Source organism: Actinoplanes sp. NPDC051513, from assembly GCF_044454685.1.
Lineage (GTDB): Bacteria > Actinomycetota > Actinomycetes > Mycobacteriales > Micromonosporaceae > Actinoplanes.
In genome coordinates this window covers 114,023-133,793 of sequence record NZ_JBITDW010000017.1, presented here as the reverse complement: position 1 = coordinate 133,793, position 19,771 = coordinate 114,023, and the positions used below count along the sequence as shown (strand labels likewise).

Here is a 19,771-nt window from a genome sequence, read left to right as displayed (position 1 = left end):
GGTGGCTGGAAGCCGCTCCCCCGAAGCGGCTTCCAGCCTCCGCGGTCAGCGGACCCGGATCTCGGCGACCTCCAACTGGCTCGACCCGCCGTCCCACCAGACCCGGTACTCGAGACTGTTGTCGGCCGAGGTGATGGTGATCGGGACGGTGACCCGGACGAACCGGTCGTAGGTGCCGTCGCTGATGAACTCGGCCGCGCCCACGGCCTTCTCGGCGACGACGGAGCCGGACCGGGCGTTGTAGACGTCCAGGTTGGCCACGCGGCTGCCGGTGGCCGGGTTCCGCGATCGCAGCACGAAATCCACGTTGTAGGCGCCGGGGGCGAGGGTCTGGCCCGGCCCGAAGGTCATGTGGCCCGCGGCGCTGGTACCCGGGACGGCTTGGAGGATGCCGTCCGCGGTGAGGTTGTAGCGGTTCGCGGCGGTGGTCTGCAGCGGCGCCTGGCCGGGGCTGTAGACCTGCTTGGCGCCCGCGCCGAGCGCCAGCGCGTTCACCGCGAAGGACTCGAGGTTCATCAGCGACTTGTCGTTCTTGACGAGGTCCACGTCGGTCGTCCAAGCGGCGAGCTGGCCGGTGGCGGCGACCCGCTGCTGGTTCTTGATGATCATCGCGCGCAGCGAGACCGAGTGCAGCGCCAGCACCCGCTGCTCGGTGGCGGTCAGGCCAGTGTGGTGGGCGAGGATCTGATCGGTCAGCAGCTTGAACATCCCGACGTGATAGTTCTCCTTCAGGTCCGGGTAGGTGAACAGCCGGGTCGTGGTGGTGAGGGTGGCGCCGGACTGGGCCAGGAGGTCGTTCCACTTCGTCATGGCGGTCGCCGGCTGGCCGGCGGCCAGGAAGTAGAGGCCGTCGAGGGCCAGCCGGTCCGGGGCGCCCGCCTCGCCGGGCACGGCCGTCTGGTAGGGCGTCCAGTTGGTGTCGCCGGAGATGATCCGCCAGCGGACGTGGCTGGGATTGCCGTAGTCGCTCAGTCCGGTGGGCGGGGTCCGGCCGTACGCCTTGGCCACGTACTGCCCGAGCCAGTTGTCGTCGAACCAGAACACGTGGTACGGATCCTGGTTCGGGACGGTGGCGGGCGGTTTCCCGTCCTTGCCCTTGCCCTCGTGCTCGAGGAAGGCCGACCCGGTGGGGGCCGGATCGAGGCTCCTGTCCCGGTCGAAGTCCCACAGCAGGTGCCGGTTGATGTCGAGGGCCGTGACGCGGGAGGTGGGCGTCTTCGCCAGGTCGATCACCGCCTGCGGATTGGCCTCGTGCCTCGGATCGCTGCCCGGCGTCGTCTTCTCCGGGACGAAGAACTCGGAGTAGCGGTTGGGCCCGTACACCAGGCCGTTGAGGCCTTTGAAGAAGCCGTCGGGCGAGGAATAGGCGTAGTCGACCGCCCCCACGCCGTACGGGTAGTTCACGCCGTACGTGTAAAGCGGGTCTTCGTAGTTGATCCGCACGACCGGAATCTGCGACGAGTCGGCGGCCTGCAGCGACCGGACCTGCTTCCAGCTCAGGCTCGGGTTCGACTCGTTGTAGGACGTCAGCCCCAGGTAGACGGTCGGCGCGCTGGTGTTGGCCGCCTTCTGGAACAGCGGCGCCACGCCGGCGCTCACCCAGGCGTCGTTGCAGGACGAGTTGAAGCCGGCGGTCTGGGTCGAGTAGCCGTCGTTGCTCAGCAGCTTCGGCGCGGTGTCCCACCAGATCGGGTTGGTGTAGGGCGTGGCGCTCCAGACCAGCCAGCCGGTCTGCGCGCAGCTGCCGGAATACCAGTTCCACAGGCTCAGCGTGGCGCTGGTGATCCGGGCGCCGGCGAGCTGCGCCGACGGCCACTGCATGAAGGACCGGGCGAGATAACTGGTGGCTTTGCCGTACGCCAAATAGTCGGCGCCGGAATGGTCCGGCTTGCCGCTGGTGGAGAGCTCGTCGTTGCGCACGATGGTGTCGGAGGTCGGATCGAGCTCGACCTGCGGATCCAGCGTGACCGGATACTTGGTCTTCGGGTCCCGCAGCCAGGCCTGGTCGGCCGCGAGGCGCAGATCGAGCGCGCCGCCGCCGCCCGTGGCCCGGGTGGTGACCGCCTTCTCCCGGGTGCGCTCGCCGCTCGCCCCGGTCGAGGAGTCCCACATCCTCGGCGCCGGCATCCGGCCGACCGTGGTCCCGGCGGCGTCGCGGATCGCGAACGAGGCCGGGCCGTCGGCGACGAACTTCAGGCCCTCGCCACGCAGCGGCACGGTCAGGGTCGCCACCCCGGCCGCCGCCGCCCGGTTCTTGACCACGAGCGACTGCTCGAAGCCGAGCCGGGTCGCGGTCAGCAGCAGGTCGACGCCGGGCCGGACCTCGGGGTAGGTCGCCGTGTTGGCGGCCAGCACCGGGGCGGGCAGCGGGCCGGTCCACAGCATGCTGACCGCGTCGCCGCCGGTCTCCACCCGGGCCAGGACCTTCTCACCGGCGCCGGTCGCGGCGCCGGCGAGGCGCAGGCCGCGCGGGTGCCCGACCGGCTCGACGCCGCCGGCGGCCGGCCGCAGCGTCAGGTCCACCGGATGCCAGGCGCCGTCCTTGCGGAAGCGGACCGGGCCGCCGTAGATCTCCGTGCTGAAGCCGCCCTCCGGGCGCGCCCACACCTGGGTCGTCTCGGTCCGCTGGGCGAGCACCTCCACGCGGCCGCCGCACGCTTGCGCCGCCATGACGGCGGATGACGGATCCGGCCGCGCGGAAGGACAGGCCGGCTTCGCCTCGGCCGCGGGCGACAGCAGGACCTGACCGGTCGAAGTCAGTAACAGGACGGCGGCCGCCGCGGCCGCGATCCCTCTCGAACGCCTCATCTCGTTCCCCCGTGGATGATCGACGATTGACGCGATTCCCCAGCACAGCAGGCCGGGAGGTTGTCAAGTAGCGGGGCGGCAGACTAAACAATCCGACTCCACCGACCACCGCGGCGCTTCGCGCGGGATCCTGTTGCCATCGTGATATCGACGGGGGTGATTGCGATGCCGCGTCCGGAACGTGCGCTCGACCCGTCCGCGGGCCCGGTGCAGATGCTGGCGGCCGAGCTCCGGGACCTGCGCCGGCGGGCCGGGAACCCGGGCTATCGAAAGCTCGCCGCCGAGGCGGGCTACTCGGCGACGGCGCTGGCCAACGCCGCCGGCGGCCGGAGCCTGCCGAGCCTGCCGGTGACGCTCGCCTTCGTCCAGGCCTGTGGTGGCGACCCGTCCGGGTGGGAGCGCCGGTGGCAGCAGGCGTCGGCCGAGCACGCGGCGGGGCAGCTGCCGACGGCGAGCGACGAGCAGCCGCCCTATCTCGGGCTGATCGGATATGGCGCCGGCGACGCGGACCGCTTCTTCGGACGACGGCGGATCCTGGCCGAGCTGCTGCGGATGATGGACGAGCACCGGTTCGTGGCGGTCTTCGGCGCTTCCGGAAGCGGCAAGTCCTCGCTCCTGCGCGCCGGTCTGATCCCGGCGTGCCGGAGCGAGCACGTCTGCCTGATCACTCCGGGCGGCTCGCCGAGGGAGGCGTTGCGGCCGGCCGCGACGGCGGGCCTGCTCGTGGTGGACCAGTTCGAGGAGCTGTTCACGCACTGCGCCGACCCGTCCGAGCGCAGCGCCTTCGTCGACGAGCTGGCGACCCGGCGGGTCGTGATCGGGGTCCGCGCCGACTTCTACGCGCGCTGCGCGGAGTCCGCGCCGCTGGCCGGCCTGCTGGCGGGGGCCAACCTGCCGGTCGGCCCGCTGACCGCGGACGAGCTGCGCGAAGTGGTCACCGAGCCGGCCCGGCGGGCCGGGCTCAGCGTCGAACGGGCGCTGGTGACCAAGGTGGTGGCGGATGCCGAGCGGCAGCCGGGTGCGCTGCCACTGGTCTCGCACGCGCTGCTGGAGACGTGGCGGCAGCGCCGCGGCGACGTCCTGACGGTGGCCGGGTACGAGGCGGCCGGCGGGATGAGCGGCGCGATCGCGCAGACCGCGGAGTCGGTCTTCCGGAGCCTGGACGAGCCGGAGCGGGAGACGGCCCGGGAGGTGCTGACCAGGCTGGTCACCCTCGGCGAAGGCCTGCCGGACACCCGGCGCCGGTGCCGGCGCGACGAGCTGGACCAGCCCGGAGCGGACCCGGTCCTGGCCAAGCTGGCCGACGCGCGCCTGCTGGTGCTCGGCGTGGACACGGTGGAGATCGCGCACGAGGCGCTCATACGGGCCTGGCCCCGGCTCGACGACTGGCTGCACGCCGACCGGGAGGAGCTGCACCTGCACCGCCGGCTCACCGAGGCCGGCCAGATCTGGCAGGCGCACGACCGCGACGGCGGGGCGCTCTACCGCGGCGCGCTGCTGGCCGAGTGGGACGGCCGCAGCCTGCAGCGTCTGAACGCCACCGAGCGTTCGTTCCTGACCGCCAGCCGCGACCGGCGGGCCCGCGAGGCGGCCACCCGGCGGCGGCGCGTGCGGGTCGCGCTGGCCACCTTGACCGCCGCCGTGCTGGTGACGAGCCTGCTGGCCGGGCTCGCCGGCGTGCAGGCCCACCGGGCCGGCGAGCAGCGCGACCTCGCCCGCTCCAGCCAGCTGGTGGCCAACGCCCGCGCCCACGCGCAGGTCGACCACGAGGTCGCGTTGCTGCTGGCGATCGAGGCCTACGACACCCGGCCCACCGAGGAGGCGCAGGCGGCGCTGCGCCAGGCGGTAGCCGACTCCCGGCTCCGGGCGACCCTGCACGCCGGCCAGGGCCAGGCCGTCGGCGTCGCCTGGAGCCCGGACGGGGCAACGGTCGCCGCCGCCGGGGGCGATGGCACCGTCCGGCTGTGGCAGCGGACCGGGCCGGACCGGCCGGCGAGCGAGCCGCGAGTCCTGAAAACGTCCGACATGGCCGTGCAGAGCCCGGTCTTCAGCCCCGACGGGCGGCGGATCGCCGTCGCCGGCTTCGACCACCAGATCACCGTATGGAGCCTGGCCGACGGCACCCCGACGGTGCTGCGCGGGCATCGCGACCAGGTGAACACGGTCGCGTTCAGCCCGGACGGGCGGCGGCTGGCCAGCGCGAGCTCCGACGGCACGGTGCGGATCTGGGACGCGGCCGGGCACGGCAAGCCCACGGTGCTGACCGTCGACGGACCGCCGCTGGGCGTTGCGTTCAGCCCGGACGGCAAGCGGCTCGCGGTCAGTGGCCTCGGGCCGATCCGCATCTGGCACTCCGATGGGCGCGGCCGGCCCACGCTGCTGACCGGGCACGAGGGCACGGTCAAGACGCTGGCGTTCCGGCCGGACGGGCGCCGCCTGGCCAGCGCCGGCAGCGACGGCACGGTCCGGGTCTGGCCGGTCGGCGAGCCGGGAGCGCCGGTGGTCCTGCACGGCAACGACTCGTACGTGGAGAGCGTGGCGTTCAGCCCGGACGGCAGCCGCCTGGCCAGCAGCCACAGCGGCAGCAACACGATCCGGGTGTGGGACCCGGCCGGCGAGCAGGACCCGGTGGTGTTGCGCGGGCACGACGGACCGGTGTGGAGCGTCGCGTTCAGCCCGGACGGCCACCGGTTGGCCAGTGCCTCCGGCGACGACACGGTCCGGCTCTGGGATCCCGGCCTGGCGGCGAGCCCGATCGTCCTGCGCGGCCATCGCGGCGAGGTGTGGACCCTCGCGGGCGGTGCCGGCGGCAACGTGCTGGCCAGCGGCGGGACGGACGGCACGGTGCGGGTCTGGCGGGAGCCGTGGCATGCCGGGCCCTTGGTGCTGCGCGGCAACGTCGGCGAGGTGATCGCCGTCGCGGTCAGCGCGGACGGCCGCTGGGTGGCGAGCGGTGGGCCGGATCGGACCGTACGCGTCTGGAACGCCGAGACCGGCGACGTGCGGGCGGTGCTGCGCGGCCACACCGGCACCGTGTACGGCGTGAGCTTCAGCCCCGACGGCGAGCGGCTGGCCAGCTCGGCCAAGGACGGCAGCGTCCGCGTCTGGTCCCTGGCCGGGGACGCCCCCGTGGTGCTGCGCGGGCACGACGGCAGTGCCCGTGCCGTCGCGTTCAGCCCGGACGACCGGCACATCGCGAGCGCCGGCTCCGACGGCACGGTACGCATCTGGCCCGCCGACGGGGCGGGGGCGCCGGTGGTCGTCCAGGATCAGCCACCCGGCCGTCAGGTCTGGGCCGTCGCCTTCAGCCCGGACGGCAAGCGCCTGGCGGTCAGCGGCCAGGATGGCGCCGTGCGGATCTGGGCGGCCGACGGCCGGGGCCGGCCGCTCGCGCTGCGCGGCCACCGCGACGTGGTCTGGAGTGTGGAGTTCAGCGCGGACGGCCGCATGGTCGCCAGCAGCGGCCAGGACGGCGACGGCGTGCGGATCTGGCAGGCGGCGACCGGCCGGGAGCTGGCGACGGTCCGCGGGCACGGCGCGTCGGTCGAGCAGGTGCGGTTCCTCCCGGGCGGCGAGCTGGCGACCGCACACGGCGACGGCACGGTCCGGTTGTGGCGGTGCGACGTCTGCGGTCCGATCGCCGAGGTCCGCGCGCGGGCGGGCACGCTGGCCACCCGCGCGCTCACCGCCGAGGAACGGGATGCTTTCGTCCTTCCCGCCGGATGACCTCGGTTGTTTACTCGATCTGGCCGGTCTCTACGGCCGGTATTCCTCGCCTGCACGGGCGACCGGCAGAGCGTCGGGAAGAGATCCATCAGCGGCGACTGAGCGAGCCCTCAACCTCAGCCTCACGGTAAATCCGGATGCCGGGCGGTGTGCTCGCGTGGCACCCTGGGGTCATGACATACAGCGCTCGGTTTGGCCGGCCCCCTGTGGTGGCCGCCTGACGTTTGCGCGTTTCTTCACCGGCCGCCCATTGGGCGGCCTTTTTTCGGGCCTTCTCCCATGGGCGCCGCCTGTCCCGAGGAGAAGACCGATGTCCTGCCTGACTCCCGCCGAGCTGGCCGCCGACCTGGCGATCCGCGACCTCACCGACCCCGCGCCCGGGCCGCACGCGATCCAGCTGCTGGTCTGCGCGATCCTTGCCGCCGCCTCCTCGCGCTGGCCCTCGGCCTCGCTGGTCGTCCCCCGTGGGGAGCGGATCGTGGACGTGGCCGACAACTACGACCGCCTTTGCTACGCGCCCGAGGCGGCCGCCCGCGACTCACGATATACCCGATATGTCAGTCCAGATCGGATGTTGCGCTCGCAGACGTCCGCGTTGATCCCGGGCGCGCTGCGTTCGGCCCCGGCGGTGGCGCTGATCGCGTGTCCGGGCATGGTCTACCGCCGGGACGCCATCGACCGGTTGCACACCGGGACGCCGCACCAACTCGACCTCTGGACGCTGAACACCGGCGCAGGCCTGCTCGACCTCGTGGGGGTCGCGCTGGAGGCAGCCCTGCCCGGCGTCGCCTGGCGCACCACGCCGGCCACGCACCCCTACACGACCGGCGGGCTGGAGATCGAGGCGTGGGCGTCCGGTGGCGGGCCCTCCGGCGGCAGGGCTTCTGGGGGTGGGGCTTCTGGGGGTGGGGCTTCTGGGGGTGGGGCTTCCGGCGGCTGGGTCGAGGTGGGCGAATGCGGCCTCGCCGCCGACCGCGTCCTGCGTCGTCCCGGCGCCACCGGTCTCGCGCTCGGGCTGGGGCTCGACCGTCTGCTGATGCTTCGCAAGGGCATCGACGACATCCGGCTGCTGCGCTCCACCGACGCGCGGGTGTCTCGGCAGATGACCGACCTCGCGCCGTACCGGCCGGTGTCGTCGCATCCCGCGGCCTACCGCGACCTGTCGGTGGCGCTGCCCGCCGACGTCACCGCCGAGGATCTCGGCGACCGGGTCCGCACCCTGCTGGGGCTGGACGCCCATCTGGTGGAGGAGGTGACCATCCTGTCCGTCACGCCCGCCGGCCGGCTGCCGGCCGCCTCCCGCGACCGGCTGCGCCTGCGCGACGGCGAGGCGAACGTCCTGCTCCGGGTGGTGCTGCGGGACCTGGGCGGCGCGCTCCCGAAGCGGCGCGTCAACGACCTGCGGGACCGGCTCTGGGCGGGGCTGATGTCGCGCGATGCGGAGACGGCCGTCTATTCAGGCTGATGGGAAGGTGTTTGCGAGATCACTGCGGGGCCGCGGGGCGGAGGCTCCGACCGCGAACGGTCGTAGGCTCATGCGGTGACCAACGGGCTGTGGGGCAGGGACGACGAGCTCGGGGTCCTCGACGAGGTGCTCGCCGGGCCGCCCGAGCGCGGAGGCGTGCTCGTCGTGCGCGGCGGCGCCGGGATCGGGAAGTCGTCCCTGCTCGCCGCGGCGCGCGCCGGCGCCACCGGCCGGGGCATCGATACATTGTCGCTGGTCGCAGTGCAGGCCGAGTTCCACATGCCGTTCGCGGCCGCGCACACCCTGCTCGGCCTGCTGGGGTCGGCCGAGCCGCTGCGCGGCGACGAGAACCAGTTCCAGGTCGCGCTGGCGCTGCTGGCCGCGCTGACCGCCCGCGCCGCGGAACGGCCCCTCGCCGTGCTCGTCGACGACGGGCAGTGGATGGACACGCCCAGCTGGGAGGCGCTCGCCTTCGTCGGGCGGCGGCTCGCGGCCGACCCGGTGGTGCTGATCGTGGCGATGCGCGACGGCCCCGAGACCTCGGCCCGGCTGACCGCGCTGTCCTTCCAGGAGCTTCAGGTCGAGCCGCTGTCCACGGCCGACTCGGCCGCGCTGCTCGACGCGCTGGCCCCGCTGCTCGACGCCGCGCAGCGGGCACGGGTGCTGGCCGAGGCGGCCGGCAACCCCCTGGCCCTGGGCGAGCTGGCCGTGGCCGTCACCAAGGCCGGGCCGCTGCTCTCCGCCGAGCTGCCGCTGACCACCCGGCTCGAGCGCACCTTCGGCCTGTCCATCGCCGAGCTGCCCGCCGCGACCCGGGCGTTGCTGCTGGTCGCCGCCCTCGACGACGGCGACCGGCTCGGCGAGATCCTCGCCGCCGCACAGGGCCTGGTCGCCGCACAGGGCCTGGTCGCCGCACAGGGCCTGGGCGCGGGGCAGGGCCTGGGCGCGGGGCAGGGGCCGGGGGAGGGCGCGGGGCCGGGGCAGGGCGCGGGGCCGGGGCAGGGCCTGGGGCCGGGGCAGGGCGCGGGGCAGGGCGCGGGGCAGGGCGCGGGCGCGGGGCCGGGGGAGAGCGCGGGGTCGGGCTTGACGGGTGCGCCGCTCACGGTGGCCGACGCGGAGCCGGCGGTCAATGCGCGGCTCATCGATGTCGACGAGCAGTTCGTGGTGCGTTTCCGGCATCCGCTCGTGCGGTCGGCCATTCGGCAGGAGGCCGGACTCGCCCAGCGGCAACGGGCCCACGCCGCGCTCGCCGACGTGATCAGCGATCCGGACCGGGCCCTCAGCCACCGGGCCGCCGCCACGATCGGGCCGGACGACGGCCTCGCCGCCGAGCTCGACGGCCTGGCCGGCCGGCTCTACCGCCGGGGCGCGGCCGGTGCCGCCGCGCCGGTGTGGGAGCGGGCAGCCCACCTCGCGGGCGACGCGGGCCGCCGGGCGAGCCTGCTGCTGCGCGCCCTCGAGGTCACCCTCGAGATCGCCGACCACGAGCGGGCCGGGCAGATCTCCCAGGAGATCGCGGCGGCCGACCTGCCGGTCGAAGACCAGATGGTTTTGCAGTGGCTGCGCGAGGTCGAGGTCGGCGGCTGGTCCGGGGCGGCCCGGTTGCCGGGGCACCTGCTCGCCGCCGAGCGGCTGCATCACGCCGGCCGCGACGACCGGGCCCTGCACGTGCTGCACCGCGTCGCCGTCCGTTGCTACTTCGCCCATCCCTCCCCGGAGCTGCGCGCCCAGCTCATCGGGCTGCTCGAACGGCTCGATCTGCCGCCGCTCACCCCGCGCCTGGTCGCCACGATCGGGCTGATGGACCCGGTCGGGCGCGGCGCGGCCGTCGTCGAGCGGGTCGAGGCGCTGCTCGGCCGGGCCGGGCTGACCGGCATGGACCTGTGCGAGCTCGCGGCCGCCGCGACCGCGGTGGGCGCGCTCGGCGCGGCCACCCGGCTCGCCGCCGACGGGGTCGCCCTCAACCGGCAGGACGGCAACCTGATCTCGCTGACCTGGGCGCTCGCCTACCAGGCGTGGGCGGCCGTGCAGCTGGGCGACGCGTCGCTCGGCCGGTCGGCCGGCGCCGAGGCGGACACCCTCGCGGCCGAGACGCGCCAGCGCAACTACGTGGTGCCGAACATGCTGAACTGGGGTCACGCCGAGGCGCTGCGCGGCGACGTCGAGGCGGCCAGGGCGATGGCCGACCAGTGCGAGCGGGCGCTGATCTCCAACGGTGCGCACACCATGCTCTGCCTGGTGCGGGTCATCCGCGGGGTGGCCGCGCTGGGCGCCGGGCGGCACGCCGAGGCGTACGAGGAGCTGGACGGCATCTTCGATCCCGGGGAGGCCGGCTACCACCCGTACGTGCGTTTCTCGGTCCTGGCCCACCTGGCGGAAGCCGCGCTGCACTGCGATCGGCGCAAGGACGCCGCGTCGCGGATCGCCGAGCTGGAGCGGTACGACGAGATCGGCCCGTCGCCGCTGCTGCGGGTGACGATGCGCTGCGCGCGGGCGATGCTCGACGGCGACGAGGAGGCGGCGCTGGAGTCCGACCTCGCGCCGTGGCCCTTCGAGCGGGCCCGGCTGCAGCTGCTGTACGGCGGCCGGTTGCGCCGCGACCAGCCCGCCGCCGCCCGCCCGCTGCTGCGCGCCGCCGCCGCCACGTTCGACGCGCTCGGCGCGAAACCGTGGGCCGACCGCGCGCACGCCGAGCTGCGGGCGACCGGGGAGACCCGGCGCCGCGACGCGGACGCGATCGACCAGCTCACGCCGCAGGAGTTGCAGGTGGCGCGGCTGGTCGCCGAGGGGCTGAGCAACAAGGAGATCGCCGGCCGGCTGTTCCTGTCGCCGCGCACGATCGGCAGCCACCTGTACCGGATCTACCCGAAGCTCGGCGTCACCTCGCGCACCGAGCTGGCCGGCGTCATCTCCCGCGGACTGAACTAGCGCTTGCGTGCCACCGCAGCCCAGCCACTGTCGTCGCGGGTCACGGCGGCGCCGGGGCCGGGGCGCCGGCGGTGTCAGGATGCTCGCGGGCGCTCCCACGTGTCGCGCAGCGTCGTCGCGCGCAGGGCGGCGTTGATGCCGAGCCAGCGGATCGGCTCCGGCTCCCAGCGCCGGGAGCGATGGCCTACCCACGGCAGGGCGGTCCGGTCACTCTCGGCGCCCGAGATCAGATCAGCGAGCGTACGCCCGGCGAGGTTCGCCGCCGCGACGCCGTCGCCCACGTAGCCGCCCGCCCAGGCTATTCCGCCGGACAGGCCCACGCTCGGCATCCAGTCGCGTGGGATGCCCAGCGGCCCGCCCCACCGGTACGCGATCTCCGGCTCGATGCCGAACATCTCGGTGAGCGTGGCCCGCAGGCTGTCGAAGACGGCCGGGACCCGGTCGTAGCCGGGCTCGATGCGCGAGCCGAAGTGGTAGGGCGCGCCGCGGCCGCCGATCGCGAGCCGGTCGTCGGCGGTCCGCTGCCCGTAGATGATCATGTGGCGCTCGTCGCTGAACGTCTCGCGGCGGCGCAGGCCGATCCGCTCCCACTCGGCCTCGGAGAGCGGCTCGGTCGCGATCATCAGGGAGTAGACCGGCGCGAGGTTGCGGCGGTGGCCGGCGAGCCGGGCGGTGTAGCCCTCCAGGGCGCGGACGACCGTGCCGGCCCGGACGGTGCCACGATCGGTCTCGACCAGGCCGCGTGCTATGCGCCGTACGCGTGTCTGCTCGTAGATTTTGATCTTGCGCTTTTCGACGGCGGCGGCGAGGCCGCGCACCAGCTTGGCCGGATGCAAGGCCGCGCAGTCGGGGCTGTAGACGCCGCCGAGCACGTCCCGTGCCCCGCAGATCGCGCTCGCCTCGTCCGCCCCGAGGAAACCGCTTGCGCCCCGGGCACGCCGCAGCTGCGCGGGAGTGCGGGCGAGGGTGATCGTCCCGCCCTTCGCGTAGTCGCAGTCGATGCCCTCGGCCCGCGCGGCCCGGCCCACCTCGTCGACGGCGCCGGCCAAGGCATGATGCATCGCGCTTGCTTGTGCGGCGCCGTACCTCTTGGTCAGCTTCTCCTCGGAGACCGGGAAGAGCCCGCTGGCCCAGCCGCCGTTGCGGCCGGACGCGCCGTAACCGCAGTACTCGGCCTCGAGGATCACGATCTTCTTGTCTGGGGCGATCTCGGAGAGGTAGTACGCCGTCCACAGGCCGGTGTAGCCACCCCCGACGATGGCCACGTCGGCGTCGCGGTCGCCGTCGAGCGGCGGGCGCGGCGTGACCGGGCCGAGGGTATGCAGCCAGTAGGACGGAGCGGTCATCGGGTTCCCCACGCGTAGGTCTGCTTCGCCAGCTTCAGGTACATGAACGTCTCGCAGGACGTGACGCCCTTGATCGTGCGGACCTTCTCGTTGAGCAGGTCGAGCAGGTGCTCGTCGTCGGTGCAGACCAGCTCGACCAGCAGGTCGTAGCCGCCCGCGCAGATCACCACGTAGTCGACCTCGGGGATGGAGGCGATCTCGTCGGCGAGCGCGCGCAGGTCGCCGGTGGCCTTGAGGCCGACCATCGCCTGCCGGGCGAAGCCGAGCGTGAGCGGGTCGGTCACCGCCACGATCTGCATGAGCCCGCCGTCGAGCAGGCGCTGCACGCGCTGACGCACGGCGGCCTCCGACAGGCCGATCTCCTTGGCGAGCGTCGCGTACGACATCCGCCCGTCCCGCTGCAGGTGCTCGATGATCTGCTTGTTGATCTGATCCAGAGCCAGGTCCGCCGTCACGCCGCGATTCTTCCCCGGGTGGGGGTGGACGGCAATCACATCGCTCGTCCGGTTCAGGGTGGTCAATGGAATCTTCTTCCGTCCCGGGCGGCTGTGACAACTGCGTTTATCGCAGAGTTGATCGCGCTTGACAAGGGTTTCGGTGGCGTGGAGGCTCCTGGGGCGCGGTTTCAGTTCTATGACACCCGTTTTGGGTGAAAGGTGTGTTTCTCATGCGCGTCCTGGTTGTCGGCGCCGGCGGGGTAGGGTCCGCCGCGGCCGGCATTGCCGCACGCCGCTCGTTCTTCTCCCATTTCGTCATCGCCGACTACGCATTCGACCGAGCGTCGCGGGCGGCCTCGGTCGACCCTCGCTTCGTCGCGGAGCAGGTCGATGCCTCCTCGGCCTCGGACATCTCGGATCTGTGCCGCCGGCACGCGATCACGCATGTGCTGAACGCGGTCGATCCCCGGTTTGTGATGCCGGTCTTCGAGGGCGCGCTGGCCGCCGGGGCCTCCTATCTCGACATGGCGATGTCGTTGTCCCACCCGCACCCTACCGAGCCGTACCGGCAGACCGGGGAGAAGCTGGGTGACGCGCAGTTCGCGCTGGCGCCCTCGTGGGAATCCGCCGGGCTGCTGGCGCTGGTCGGCATCGGCGTCGAGCCCGGCCTGTCCGACATCTTCGCCCGGTACGCCGCCGACCACCTCTTCTCCCGCATCGACGAGGTCGGCATCCGCGACGGCGGCAACCTGGTCGTCGAGGGCTACGACTTCGCGCCGTCGTTCTCGGTGTGGACCACCATCGAGGAGTGCCTGAACCCGCCGGTGATCTGGGAACGTGACCGGGGCTGGTACACCACGGTCCCGCTCAGCGAGCCCGAGATCTTCGACTTCCCCGGCGGCATCGGCCCCGTCGAGTGCGTCCACGTCGAGCACGAGGAGGTGCTGCTGATCCCGCGCTGGGTGGACGCCGGCAAGGTCACCTTCAAATACGGCCTGGGCGCCGAGTTCATCGAGGTGCTGCGCACCCTGCACAAGCTCGGCCTCGACCGGGTGGAGCCGGTGCGGGTCGGCGCCGCCACCGTCTCCCCGCGCGACGTGGTGGCGGCCGTGCTGCCCGACCCGGCCACCCTCGGCGACAAGATGACCGGCAAGACCTGCGCGGGCACGCTGGTCCGCGGCCTCGGCCGCGACGGCTCGCCCCGCGAGGTCTACCTGTACCACCTGGTCGACAACGAGTGGTCCATGCGCGAGTACGGCGCCCAGGCCGTGGTCTGGCAGACGGCGGTGAACCCGGTCGTCGCTCTCGAGCTGCTGGCCACCGGCACGTGGCAGGGCACCGGGGTGCTCGGGCCCGAGGCGTTCGATCCCGTGCCGTTTCTCGACAAGCTCGTCGAGTACGGCTCGCCCTGGGAGATCAGGGAAGTCGCCGCGTAGCGGGCTCAGGCGCGGGGCCAGAGGTCGTACGGCTGCGGGCCGGGGCGGGAAGCAGCACGCCTCGGCCAGGCCGGCGGCCTCCCGGAAGCCGTGGCCGACCGCCTCGGGCAGGTGGGCGTCGCTGCCGAAGGTCGCAGCGGCCGGCCGGCGGGTTGTCAGGCGAGCAGGACGGCGGGGATCAGCGAGTAGACGCTCAGGTCCACCCGTGCTCATGACCTGATCTTCGCCCGCGCGCCGTCCGGGGCGCAGGCCGGGTGGACGCCCGCGGCTTGTTGTGACACCCGCCCGGACAACCCGGCGCCGCGGCACCGGGGGTGACCAATCGGCCAGATCGCTTGATGGCCGGGGTGCTTTGCCAAAATCGTACGATATAAATGTTTAATGCGAGCGTAACCGGTGCACCTCGGCCCGTAACGCCAGCTCGCTCGACGCCGCGGCGGCGAGATCCTCCACCAGCAGCAACTCCCGCGGCTCCCAGTCGCGCGGCTGGTCGTGCGCGACGAAGAACGCGCCGAGCGGGTAGTCGTCGGGGCTGCGCAGGGGAAAGCCGGCGTAGGCGATCACCCCGTCGCCGATTGCCGGATGCCACGAGAACCGGTCGTCGGTGCGGGCGTCGCTGATCAGCAGGGGCGCGTCGGTGTCGGTCACGAAACGGCAGAAAGAGTGCGTCAGCGGCGGGCCGGCCCGGCCCGCTACCACGCGCCGGTCGGCGCCCACGAGAGAAACTTGCGCGCGAACCGCCCGCAACTGGTGCGCCGCCGCCCGGGCCAGGCGATCCAGGGAGGCGCTCCGGGCGCCGTCGAACAGGCCGCATTCCCGCAGCCGCCGCAGCCGCGTCGCGTCGTCAAGACCCCACTCCCGCATAGTTCGGCCGCCGGGCGCAAAGCTGAGAGGTTGACGGAAGACGTAGCTCAAGAGTCTTGTCTGCAACGGAATCAGTGGAAGGATGGCCGGGAAAGTGTCCGATCCTGCGTCTGGAGATCGAGTGACCGCCAAGACTGTGCTGCACAACTTCATCGGCGGCGCCGCGTCCGCGCCCGCCGAGGGCCGATACGAAGACCTGATCGACCCGGCGACCGGCGAAGTCTTCGCCTCCGCGCCCGTCTCCGGCAAGCCGGACGTCGACAAGGCCATGGAAGCGGCGTCGGCGGCTTTCGCGACCTGGCGGAACACGACGCCGAGCGAGCGGCAGCAGGCGCTGCTCAAGTTCGCCGACGCGATCGAGGCCCGGACGGACGAACTGGTCGCGGCCGAGTCGCAGAACACGGGCAAGCCGCTCGGCCTGACCAAGTCGGAGGAGCTGCCGCCGGCGATCGACCAGATCCGGTTCTTCGCGGGCGCCGCGCGGCTGCTCGAGGGCCGCTCGGCCGGGCAGTACATGAACGGGTTCGAGTCGTACGTCCGCCGCGAGCCGATCGGCGTGTGCGCGCAGGTCACGCCCTGGAACTACCCGCTGATGATGGCGGTCTGGAAACTCGCGCCCGCGATCGCCGCCGGCAACACGGTCGTCCTCAAGCCGAGCGACACCACGCCGGTCACCACGGTCATGCTCGCCGAGATCGCCGCCGAGTTCCTCCCGCCCGGCGTGCTCAACGTCGTGGTCGGCGATCGCGACACCGGCCGCCAGCTGGTCAGCCACCCCACCCCGCAGATGGTGTCGATCACCGGCTCGGTCCGCGCGGGCATGGAGGTCGCGACGGCCGCGTCCGCCGACCTCAAGCGCACCCACCTCGAGCTGGGCGGCAAGGCCCCGGTGGTGATCTTCGACGACGCCGACATCGCGGCCGCGGCCGAGGCGATCGCCGTGGGCGGCTACTTCAACGCCGGCCAGGACTGCACCGCCGCCACCCGGGTGCTGGCGTCGCCGCGCGTCTACGGCGATTTCGTCGCGGCCCTTGCCGACCAGGCCTCCGCGACGAAGACCGGAGCGGCCGACGACGAGGACGTGCTGTTCGGCCCGCTGAACAATGCCCGCCAATTCGACCGGGTCGCCGGTTTCGTCGACCGCCTTCCCGACCACGCCGTGCTGAACGCCGGCGGCGCCCGGGTCGGCGACCGCGGCTATTTCTATTCGCCGACGGTCATCTCCGGCCTGCGGCAGACCGACGAGGTCATCCAGGACGAGATCTTCGGCCCGGTCATCACCGTCCAGCAGTTCACCGACGAGGACGAGGCCGTCGCGTGGGCGAACGGCGTCGAATACGGCCTGGCGTCGAGCGTCTGGACCAGGGACCACGCCCGCGCGATGCGCATGACGCAGCGTCTCGACTTCGGCTGCGTCTGGGTGAACTGCCACATCCCGCTGGTGGCGGAGATGCCGCACGGCGGTTTCAAGCACTCGGGGCACGGAAAGGACCTCTCCGTCTACGGCCTCGAGGACTACACCCGCATCAAGCACGTCATGCATTCACTGGGCTGAATCGGGGGTCAGAGGGAAAGCCCGGGCCGAGGGGGCCCGGGCTTTCTCCGTTCAGATCACCGGCGGAACGTGGAGTTGTCGCCGGTGCTGATCACGCCGTAGTTGGTGTGCGTGGCGACCGAGCGTTCGCCGGACGCCACGATGGTGACGCCCCCGCTCGACAGCATCCCGGCGACGTCCCGCGCCAGCTCGGGATCCGCGGCGAGGGCCTTGCGGATCTGCAGCTTCAGCACCGCCTCGCTGTCCTCCTCGCCGGCGGCGACGTCGACGATCGCGCCCTCGATGGCCGGCCGGGACTCGTCGCGGCGCAGGATCCGGTTGAGGACGCGATGGCCGAGGCTCACCGTTCCGTCGGCGGCCTTGTCGACGACCGCCTCGCGCACCTTCTCGAGGGTGGTCGCGCCGTACGCGGCGACCGCGCCGGTCACGTACGGCAGCACCGCGCCCGCCGTCTGGGCAACGTCGATATCCATGCCACCTGGATACACGGGTTACACAAGCCGCGTACAGCACCAGTCACCCGGAGAGCGTCCGCCGGTCAGCTGCCGCCGGGCTCACCGATCGAAGTCACCTTCGAGATGGAGACCGGCGGGCTGCTGCGGGCGCACGCGGTCGAGCTGGTGACCGGCATGGACCTGCACGTCGAGCTGCACCTCAAGGGCCGCCTCTCCGACGAGCAGGTGCGCGAGGCGGCCGCCGGCAACGACGTCTCGGCCTGAGGGCCACCGGCTACAGGGCCGAGACGGCGAGCGCCGCGATCGCGCCGGCGAACGCGAAAGCCTGGACGGAAAGGCGCCACCACCAGCGGGGGAGCTCGGCCGGCCGGTAGAGGTACTTGATTCCCAGGACCCACGCCACCATGTTCGCCACGATGCCGATGCCCGCGCCGAGGAACGCCGTGGTGGCGGTCGCGAGGGGAATCCCGATCGCCGCGAAGACGAACGGCAGACCCAGGACGCCGACTATCAGCACCCACTTGGCGGCCAGGAACACGGCGAGGCCGTTTTGCCGCTGACCGGCCAGGGTGGCGCCGACGATCTGGGCCAGGGCCATGAATCCGCTCATCGCCGCGCCGACGCCGACCAGGCGTGGCCGGCCGCCGGTGGTGGCGGCGGCCAGCGACAGCCCGGACACGGCGACGGCGAGGATCAGCCCGTAGACGATGTTCTCGCCGAACCGGTAGGCGTGCCCCTTGAGGAACGGAAGCGGGCTCTGCCCGCGCTTCGGCAGGGTCGAAGGGGATTCCACGTCCTCAATGGTCGTGCACCCGTCAAGCGAACTGAGGGATCACCTCGGCGGCGAAGCGGTGCAGCGGCGAATGGTCATAGGCCAGCCGGGGAATGTAGAAGATCACGTAGTCGCAGCCGGCCTCGACCACCTGCTCGACCCGGGCGATCGTGTCGGCGGTGGACCACGACGGATCGACCTCGATCGTGGTGGATTTGGCAATGGCGGAGTAGTCGCGGCCCACCGTCTCGCAATGGTTGCGCAGGACGGCCAGCTTCTGCCGGATCAGCGCGGCGTCGCCGTTGCCGACGTTGCTGCCGTCGGCGTACTTCGCGACCAGCTTCAGCGTCACCTTTTCGCCCCCGCCGCCCAGCCAGAACTGCGGCTTGCGCCGGGGCTGGTTGATCGGGCCGTCGATCTGATAGTGCTTTCCGCTGAAGACGGGCCGGTCCTCGGTCCACATCTTGTGGACGATTTCCACCGCCTCCCGGAAAGCGCCCATCCGCTGCGGCACCTCGGGCCATTCGTAGCCGTACGCCCGCCATTCGTGCTCGTACCAGCCGGCGCCGAGCCCGGCGTAGAGCCGGCCGTGACTCGCCACATCCACGGTCGAGGCGATCTTGGCGTACAAGGACGGCTGGCGATACCCATTGCAGCCGACCATCTGGCCGATGTTGACGCGGGTGGTGTCGCGGGCCAGCGTCGCCGACGCGGTCCAGCATTCGAAGGTGGTGTTCATGGTCGGTATGGGGATGGTGTGGAAATGGTCGTAGAGCCAGATCGAGTCCCACGGGCCGGCGTCGGCAGCCTTGGCGACCGCGGTCATCGCCTCATACTGCTCGACCGGGTCGGCGATCTCGTTCAGGTCCATCTTCCAGCCCTGCGGCACGAACACCCCGAAGCGCACACTCATGTCTGCGAACTTAATCCACGCGATGATGTCGAGCGACGGAGATCAGCTTCGTCCTTCCGCCGAGGAACCAGCCACACGAGGAGGATGAGATGCCGCGCTACCTGCTGATCGTCGACTACCGGCCGGGCGACGTGCCCGAGCCGATGGACCAGTGGAAGCCGGACGAGATCCGCGCGCACATGGATTACTACGCGGCGCTGAACCGCGAGCTCACCGAGACCGGCGAGCTCGTCGGCGGGGAGGCGCTGACCAGCCCGGCCGACGGCAAGGAGGTCGTGTCGGACGGCCACGGCGCGACGGTGGTGACCGACGGGCCGTTCGCCGAGTCCAAGGAGATGCTCGCCGGGTACCAGATCGTCGAGGTGGAGTCGGAGGAGCGGGCGCTCGAGATCGCGGCCCTGGTGTCGGCGGTGCCGGGGCCGGGCGGGGTGCCGCTGCGGCAGCCGATCACGGTGCGCCGCGTGATGTCGAACGCCGATTTCGACGCGCTGACGGAGTGATCGAGGAGCTGTTGCGGTCGCTGGCCCCGCAGGTGCTGGGCATTCTCGCCCGGCGCTGCGGGGACTTCGGCGCGGCCGAGGACGCCGTACAGGAGGCGCTGCTCGCTGCGTACCTGAACTGGGGGGAAATTCCCGATAATCCCCGCGGTTGGCTCCTGCAGACGGCAGGCCGCGAGCCGCCGTGACCCGCGGCGCGGTCGGCGAGTATCAGCTGCAGGCCGCGATCGCCGCCCTGCACGCCCGCGCCGCCAAGCCCGGCGACACCGACTGGCCGCAGATCCTCGCCCTCTACGGCCTGCTCGAGCGGATGACCGGCAACCCGATGGTCACCCTGAACCGGGCGGTCGCGCTGGCCATGGTGGACGGACCCGGCGCCGGGCTCGCGCTTCTCGACCAGGTCGATCGGGAAAGCCACCGGGTCGACGCCGTCCGCGCCCACCTGCTCGAGCGGGCGGGGGAGGCGGAGCGGGCCGCACAGTTGTACGCTGCCGCGGCAGGCCGCACGACCAGCCTGCCCGAGCGGCGCTACCTGACCACCCGAGCCGCGCGGCTGCGGTGACACGGGG

General features: G+C 72.5%; 15 protein-coding genes and 1 pseudogene. 9 read left to right on the top strand and 7 right to left on the bottom strand.

The window, feature by feature from the left end; translation table 11 throughout:
* Positions 1-45: 45 nt before the first annotated feature.
* Entirely contained in the window at positions 46-2,808 is a 2,763-nt protein-coding gene (locus tag ACIA5D_RS37175) for a DNRLRE domain-containing protein (RefSeq protein ID WP_396035152.1), read from the bottom strand.
* Between the two features lie 165 nt (positions 2,809-2,973).
* Here ACIA5D_RS37175 and ACIA5D_RS37170 point away from each other — a divergent pair, with 165 nt between their 5' ends.
* The 3 genes from ACIA5D_RS37170 to ACIA5D_RS37160 all read left to right on the top strand — a co-directional run bounded on the left by ACIA5D_RS37170 (position 2,974) and on the right by ACIA5D_RS37160 (position 10,927).
* The gene (locus ACIA5D_RS37170) at positions 2,974-6,534 is read left to right on the top strand and encodes a hypothetical protein (RefSeq protein WP_396035151.1); all 3,561 of its coding nucleotides are present in this window, start codon (positions 2,974-2,976) and stop codon (positions 6,532-6,534) included.
* 310 nt (positions 6,535-6,844) lie between these two features.
* Positions 6,845-7,999, top strand: coding sequence for a hypothetical protein (locus tag ACIA5D_RS37165; RefSeq protein WP_396035150.1), 1,155 nt, complete (start codon positions 6,845-6,847; stop codon positions 7,997-7,999).
* Between the two features lie 75 nt (positions 8,000-8,074).
* Entirely contained in the window at positions 8,075-10,927 is a 2,853-nt protein-coding gene (locus ACIA5D_RS37160; protein WP_396035149.1) for a LuxR C-terminal-related transcriptional regulator, read from the top strand.
* A 74-nt stretch (positions 10,928-11,001) separates the two neighbouring features.
* Here the strand turns inward: ACIA5D_RS37160 and ACIA5D_RS37155 are convergent, their stop codons facing one another.
* Both ACIA5D_RS37155 and ACIA5D_RS37150 read right to left on the bottom strand, forming a co-directional pair.
* A complete protein-coding gene (locus ACIA5D_RS37155) occupies positions 11,002-12,273 on the bottom strand; it encodes an NAD(P)/FAD-dependent oxidoreductase (RefSeq protein ID WP_396035148.1) in 1,272 nt (423 codons plus the stop codon).
* Positions 12,270-12,710 carry an Lrp/AsnC family transcriptional regulator gene (locus tag ACIA5D_RS37150; RefSeq protein ID WP_396035196.1) on the bottom strand — a complete coding sequence of 147 codons (441 nt, stop codon included), beginning with the start codon at positions 12,708-12,710 and terminating at the stop codon, positions 12,270-12,272. The genes ACIA5D_RS37155 and ACIA5D_RS37150 overlap by 4 nt, the downstream gene beginning before the upstream one ends.
* Positions 12,711-12,940: 230 nt before the next feature.
* Between ACIA5D_RS37150 and ACIA5D_RS37145 the strand changes: the two genes are divergently transcribed.
* Positions 12,941-14,146 carry a saccharopine dehydrogenase family protein gene (locus ACIA5D_RS37145; RefSeq protein ID WP_396035147.1) on the top strand — a complete coding sequence of 402 codons (1,206 nt, stop codon included), beginning with the start codon at positions 12,941-12,943 and terminating at the stop codon, positions 14,144-14,146.
* Positions 14,147-14,524: 378 nt separating this feature from the next.
* On the opposite strand, the gene ACIA5D_RS37140 is transcribed toward ACIA5D_RS37145, so the two are convergent.
* Entirely contained in the window at positions 14,525-15,010 is a 486-nt protein-coding gene (locus ACIA5D_RS37140; protein ID WP_396035146.1) for a GAF domain-containing protein, read from the bottom strand.
* An 82-nt stretch (positions 15,011-15,092) separates the two neighbouring features.
* Between ACIA5D_RS37140 and ACIA5D_RS37135 the strand changes: the two genes are divergently transcribed.
* A complete protein-coding gene (locus ACIA5D_RS37135) occupies positions 15,093-16,565 on the top strand; it encodes an aminobutyraldehyde dehydrogenase (protein WP_396035145.1) in 1,473 nt (490 codons plus the stop codon).
* A gap of 56 nt (positions 16,566-16,621) precedes the next feature.
* On the opposite strand, the gene ACIA5D_RS37130 is transcribed toward ACIA5D_RS37135, so the two are convergent.
* A complete protein-coding gene (locus ACIA5D_RS37130; protein ID WP_396035144.1) occupies positions 16,622-17,038 on the bottom strand; it encodes a hypothetical protein in 417 nt (138 codons plus the stop codon).
* 105 nt (positions 17,039-17,143) lie between these two features.
* Between ACIA5D_RS37130 and ACIA5D_RS37125 the strand changes: the two genes are divergently transcribed.
* Positions 17,144-17,284: a hypothetical protein gene (locus tag ACIA5D_RS37125; RefSeq protein WP_396035143.1), complete on the top strand. Its 141-nt coding sequence runs from the start codon at positions 17,144-17,146 to the stop codon at positions 17,282-17,284.
* A 10-nt stretch (positions 17,285-17,294) separates the two neighbouring features.
* On the opposite strand, the gene ACIA5D_RS37120 is transcribed toward ACIA5D_RS37125, so the two are convergent.
* Complete coding sequence (locus ACIA5D_RS37120) at positions 17,295-17,813, bottom strand: hypothetical protein (RefSeq protein ID WP_396035142.1); 519 nt, start codon at positions 17,811-17,813, stop codon at positions 17,295-17,297.
* A gap of 22 nt (positions 17,814-17,835) precedes the next feature.
* Positions 17,836-18,705 carry an LLM class F420-dependent oxidoreductase gene (locus tag ACIA5D_RS37115; RefSeq protein WP_396035140.1) on the bottom strand — a complete coding sequence of 290 codons (870 nt, stop codon included), beginning with the start codon at positions 18,703-18,705 and terminating at the stop codon, positions 17,836-17,838.
* Positions 18,706-18,794: 89 nt separating this feature from the next.
* On the opposite strand from ACIA5D_RS37115, the gene ACIA5D_RS37110 reads away from it, so the two are divergent.
* From ACIA5D_RS37110 to ACIA5D_RS37100, 3 genes and pseudogenes are all read left to right on the top strand, one after another.
* Entirely contained in the window at positions 18,795-19,205 is a 411-nt protein-coding gene (locus ACIA5D_RS37110) for a YciI family protein (RefSeq protein ID WP_396035139.1), read from the top strand.
* A complete protein-coding gene (locus tag ACIA5D_RS37105) occupies positions 19,202-19,390 on the top strand; it encodes a sigma factor (RefSeq protein WP_396035138.1) in 189 nt (62 codons plus the stop codon). The genes ACIA5D_RS37110 and ACIA5D_RS37105 overlap by 4 nt, the downstream gene beginning before the upstream one ends.
* A pseudogene (locus tag ACIA5D_RS37100) lies at positions 19,378-19,764 on the top strand (RNA polymerase sigma factor); the annotation flags it as partial. The gene ACIA5D_RS37105 and the pseudogene ACIA5D_RS37100, both read left to right, overlap by 13 nt.
* Positions 19,765-19,771 lie beyond the last annotated feature (7 nt).

Excerpts from the sequence above, each read along its gene's own strand:
- ACIA5D_RS37145 (WP_396035147.1), top strand. The coding sequence starts at position 12,941 with ATGCGCGTCCTGGTTGTCGGCGCCGGCGGGGTAGGGTCCGCCGCGGCC.
- ACIA5D_RS37155 (WP_396035148.1), bottom strand. The coding sequence starts at position 12,273 with ATGACCGCTCCGTCCTACTGGCTGCATACCCTCGGCCCGGTCACGCCG.
- ACIA5D_RS37135 (WP_396035145.1), top strand. The coding sequence starts at position 15,093 with ATGGCCGGGAAAGTGTCCGATCCTGCGTCTGGAGATCGAGTGACCGCC.
- ACIA5D_RS37125 (WP_396035143.1), top strand. The coding sequence starts at position 17,144 with ATGGAGACCGGCGGGCTGCTGCGGGCGCACGCGGTCGAGCTGGTGACC.
- ACIA5D_RS37175 (WP_396035152.1), bottom strand. The coding sequence starts at position 2,808 with ATGAGGCGTTCGAGAGGGATCGCGGCCGCGGCGGCCGCCGTCCTGTTA.
- ACIA5D_RS37130 (WP_396035144.1), bottom strand. The coding sequence starts at position 17,038 with ATGGATATCGACGTTGCCCAGACGGCGGGCGCGGTGCTGCCGTACGTG.
- ACIA5D_RS37165 (WP_396035150.1), top strand. The coding sequence starts at position 6,845 with ATGTCCTGCCTGACTCCCGCCGAGCTGGCCGCCGACCTGGCGATCCGC.
- ACIA5D_RS37115 (WP_396035140.1), bottom strand. The coding sequence starts at position 18,705 with ATGAGTGTGCGCTTCGGGGTGTTCGTGCCGCAGGGCTGGAAGATGGAC.
- ACIA5D_RS37140 (WP_396035146.1), bottom strand. The coding sequence starts at position 15,010 with ATGCGGGAGTGGGGTCTTGACGACGCGACGCGGCTGCGGCGGCTGCGG.
- ACIA5D_RS37110 (WP_396035139.1), top strand. The coding sequence starts at position 18,795 with ATGCCGCGCTACCTGCTGATCGTCGACTACCGGCCGGGCGACGTGCCC.
- ACIA5D_RS37170 (WP_396035151.1), top strand. The coding sequence starts at position 2,974 with ATGCCGCGTCCGGAACGTGCGCTCGACCCGTCCGCGGGCCCGGTGCAG.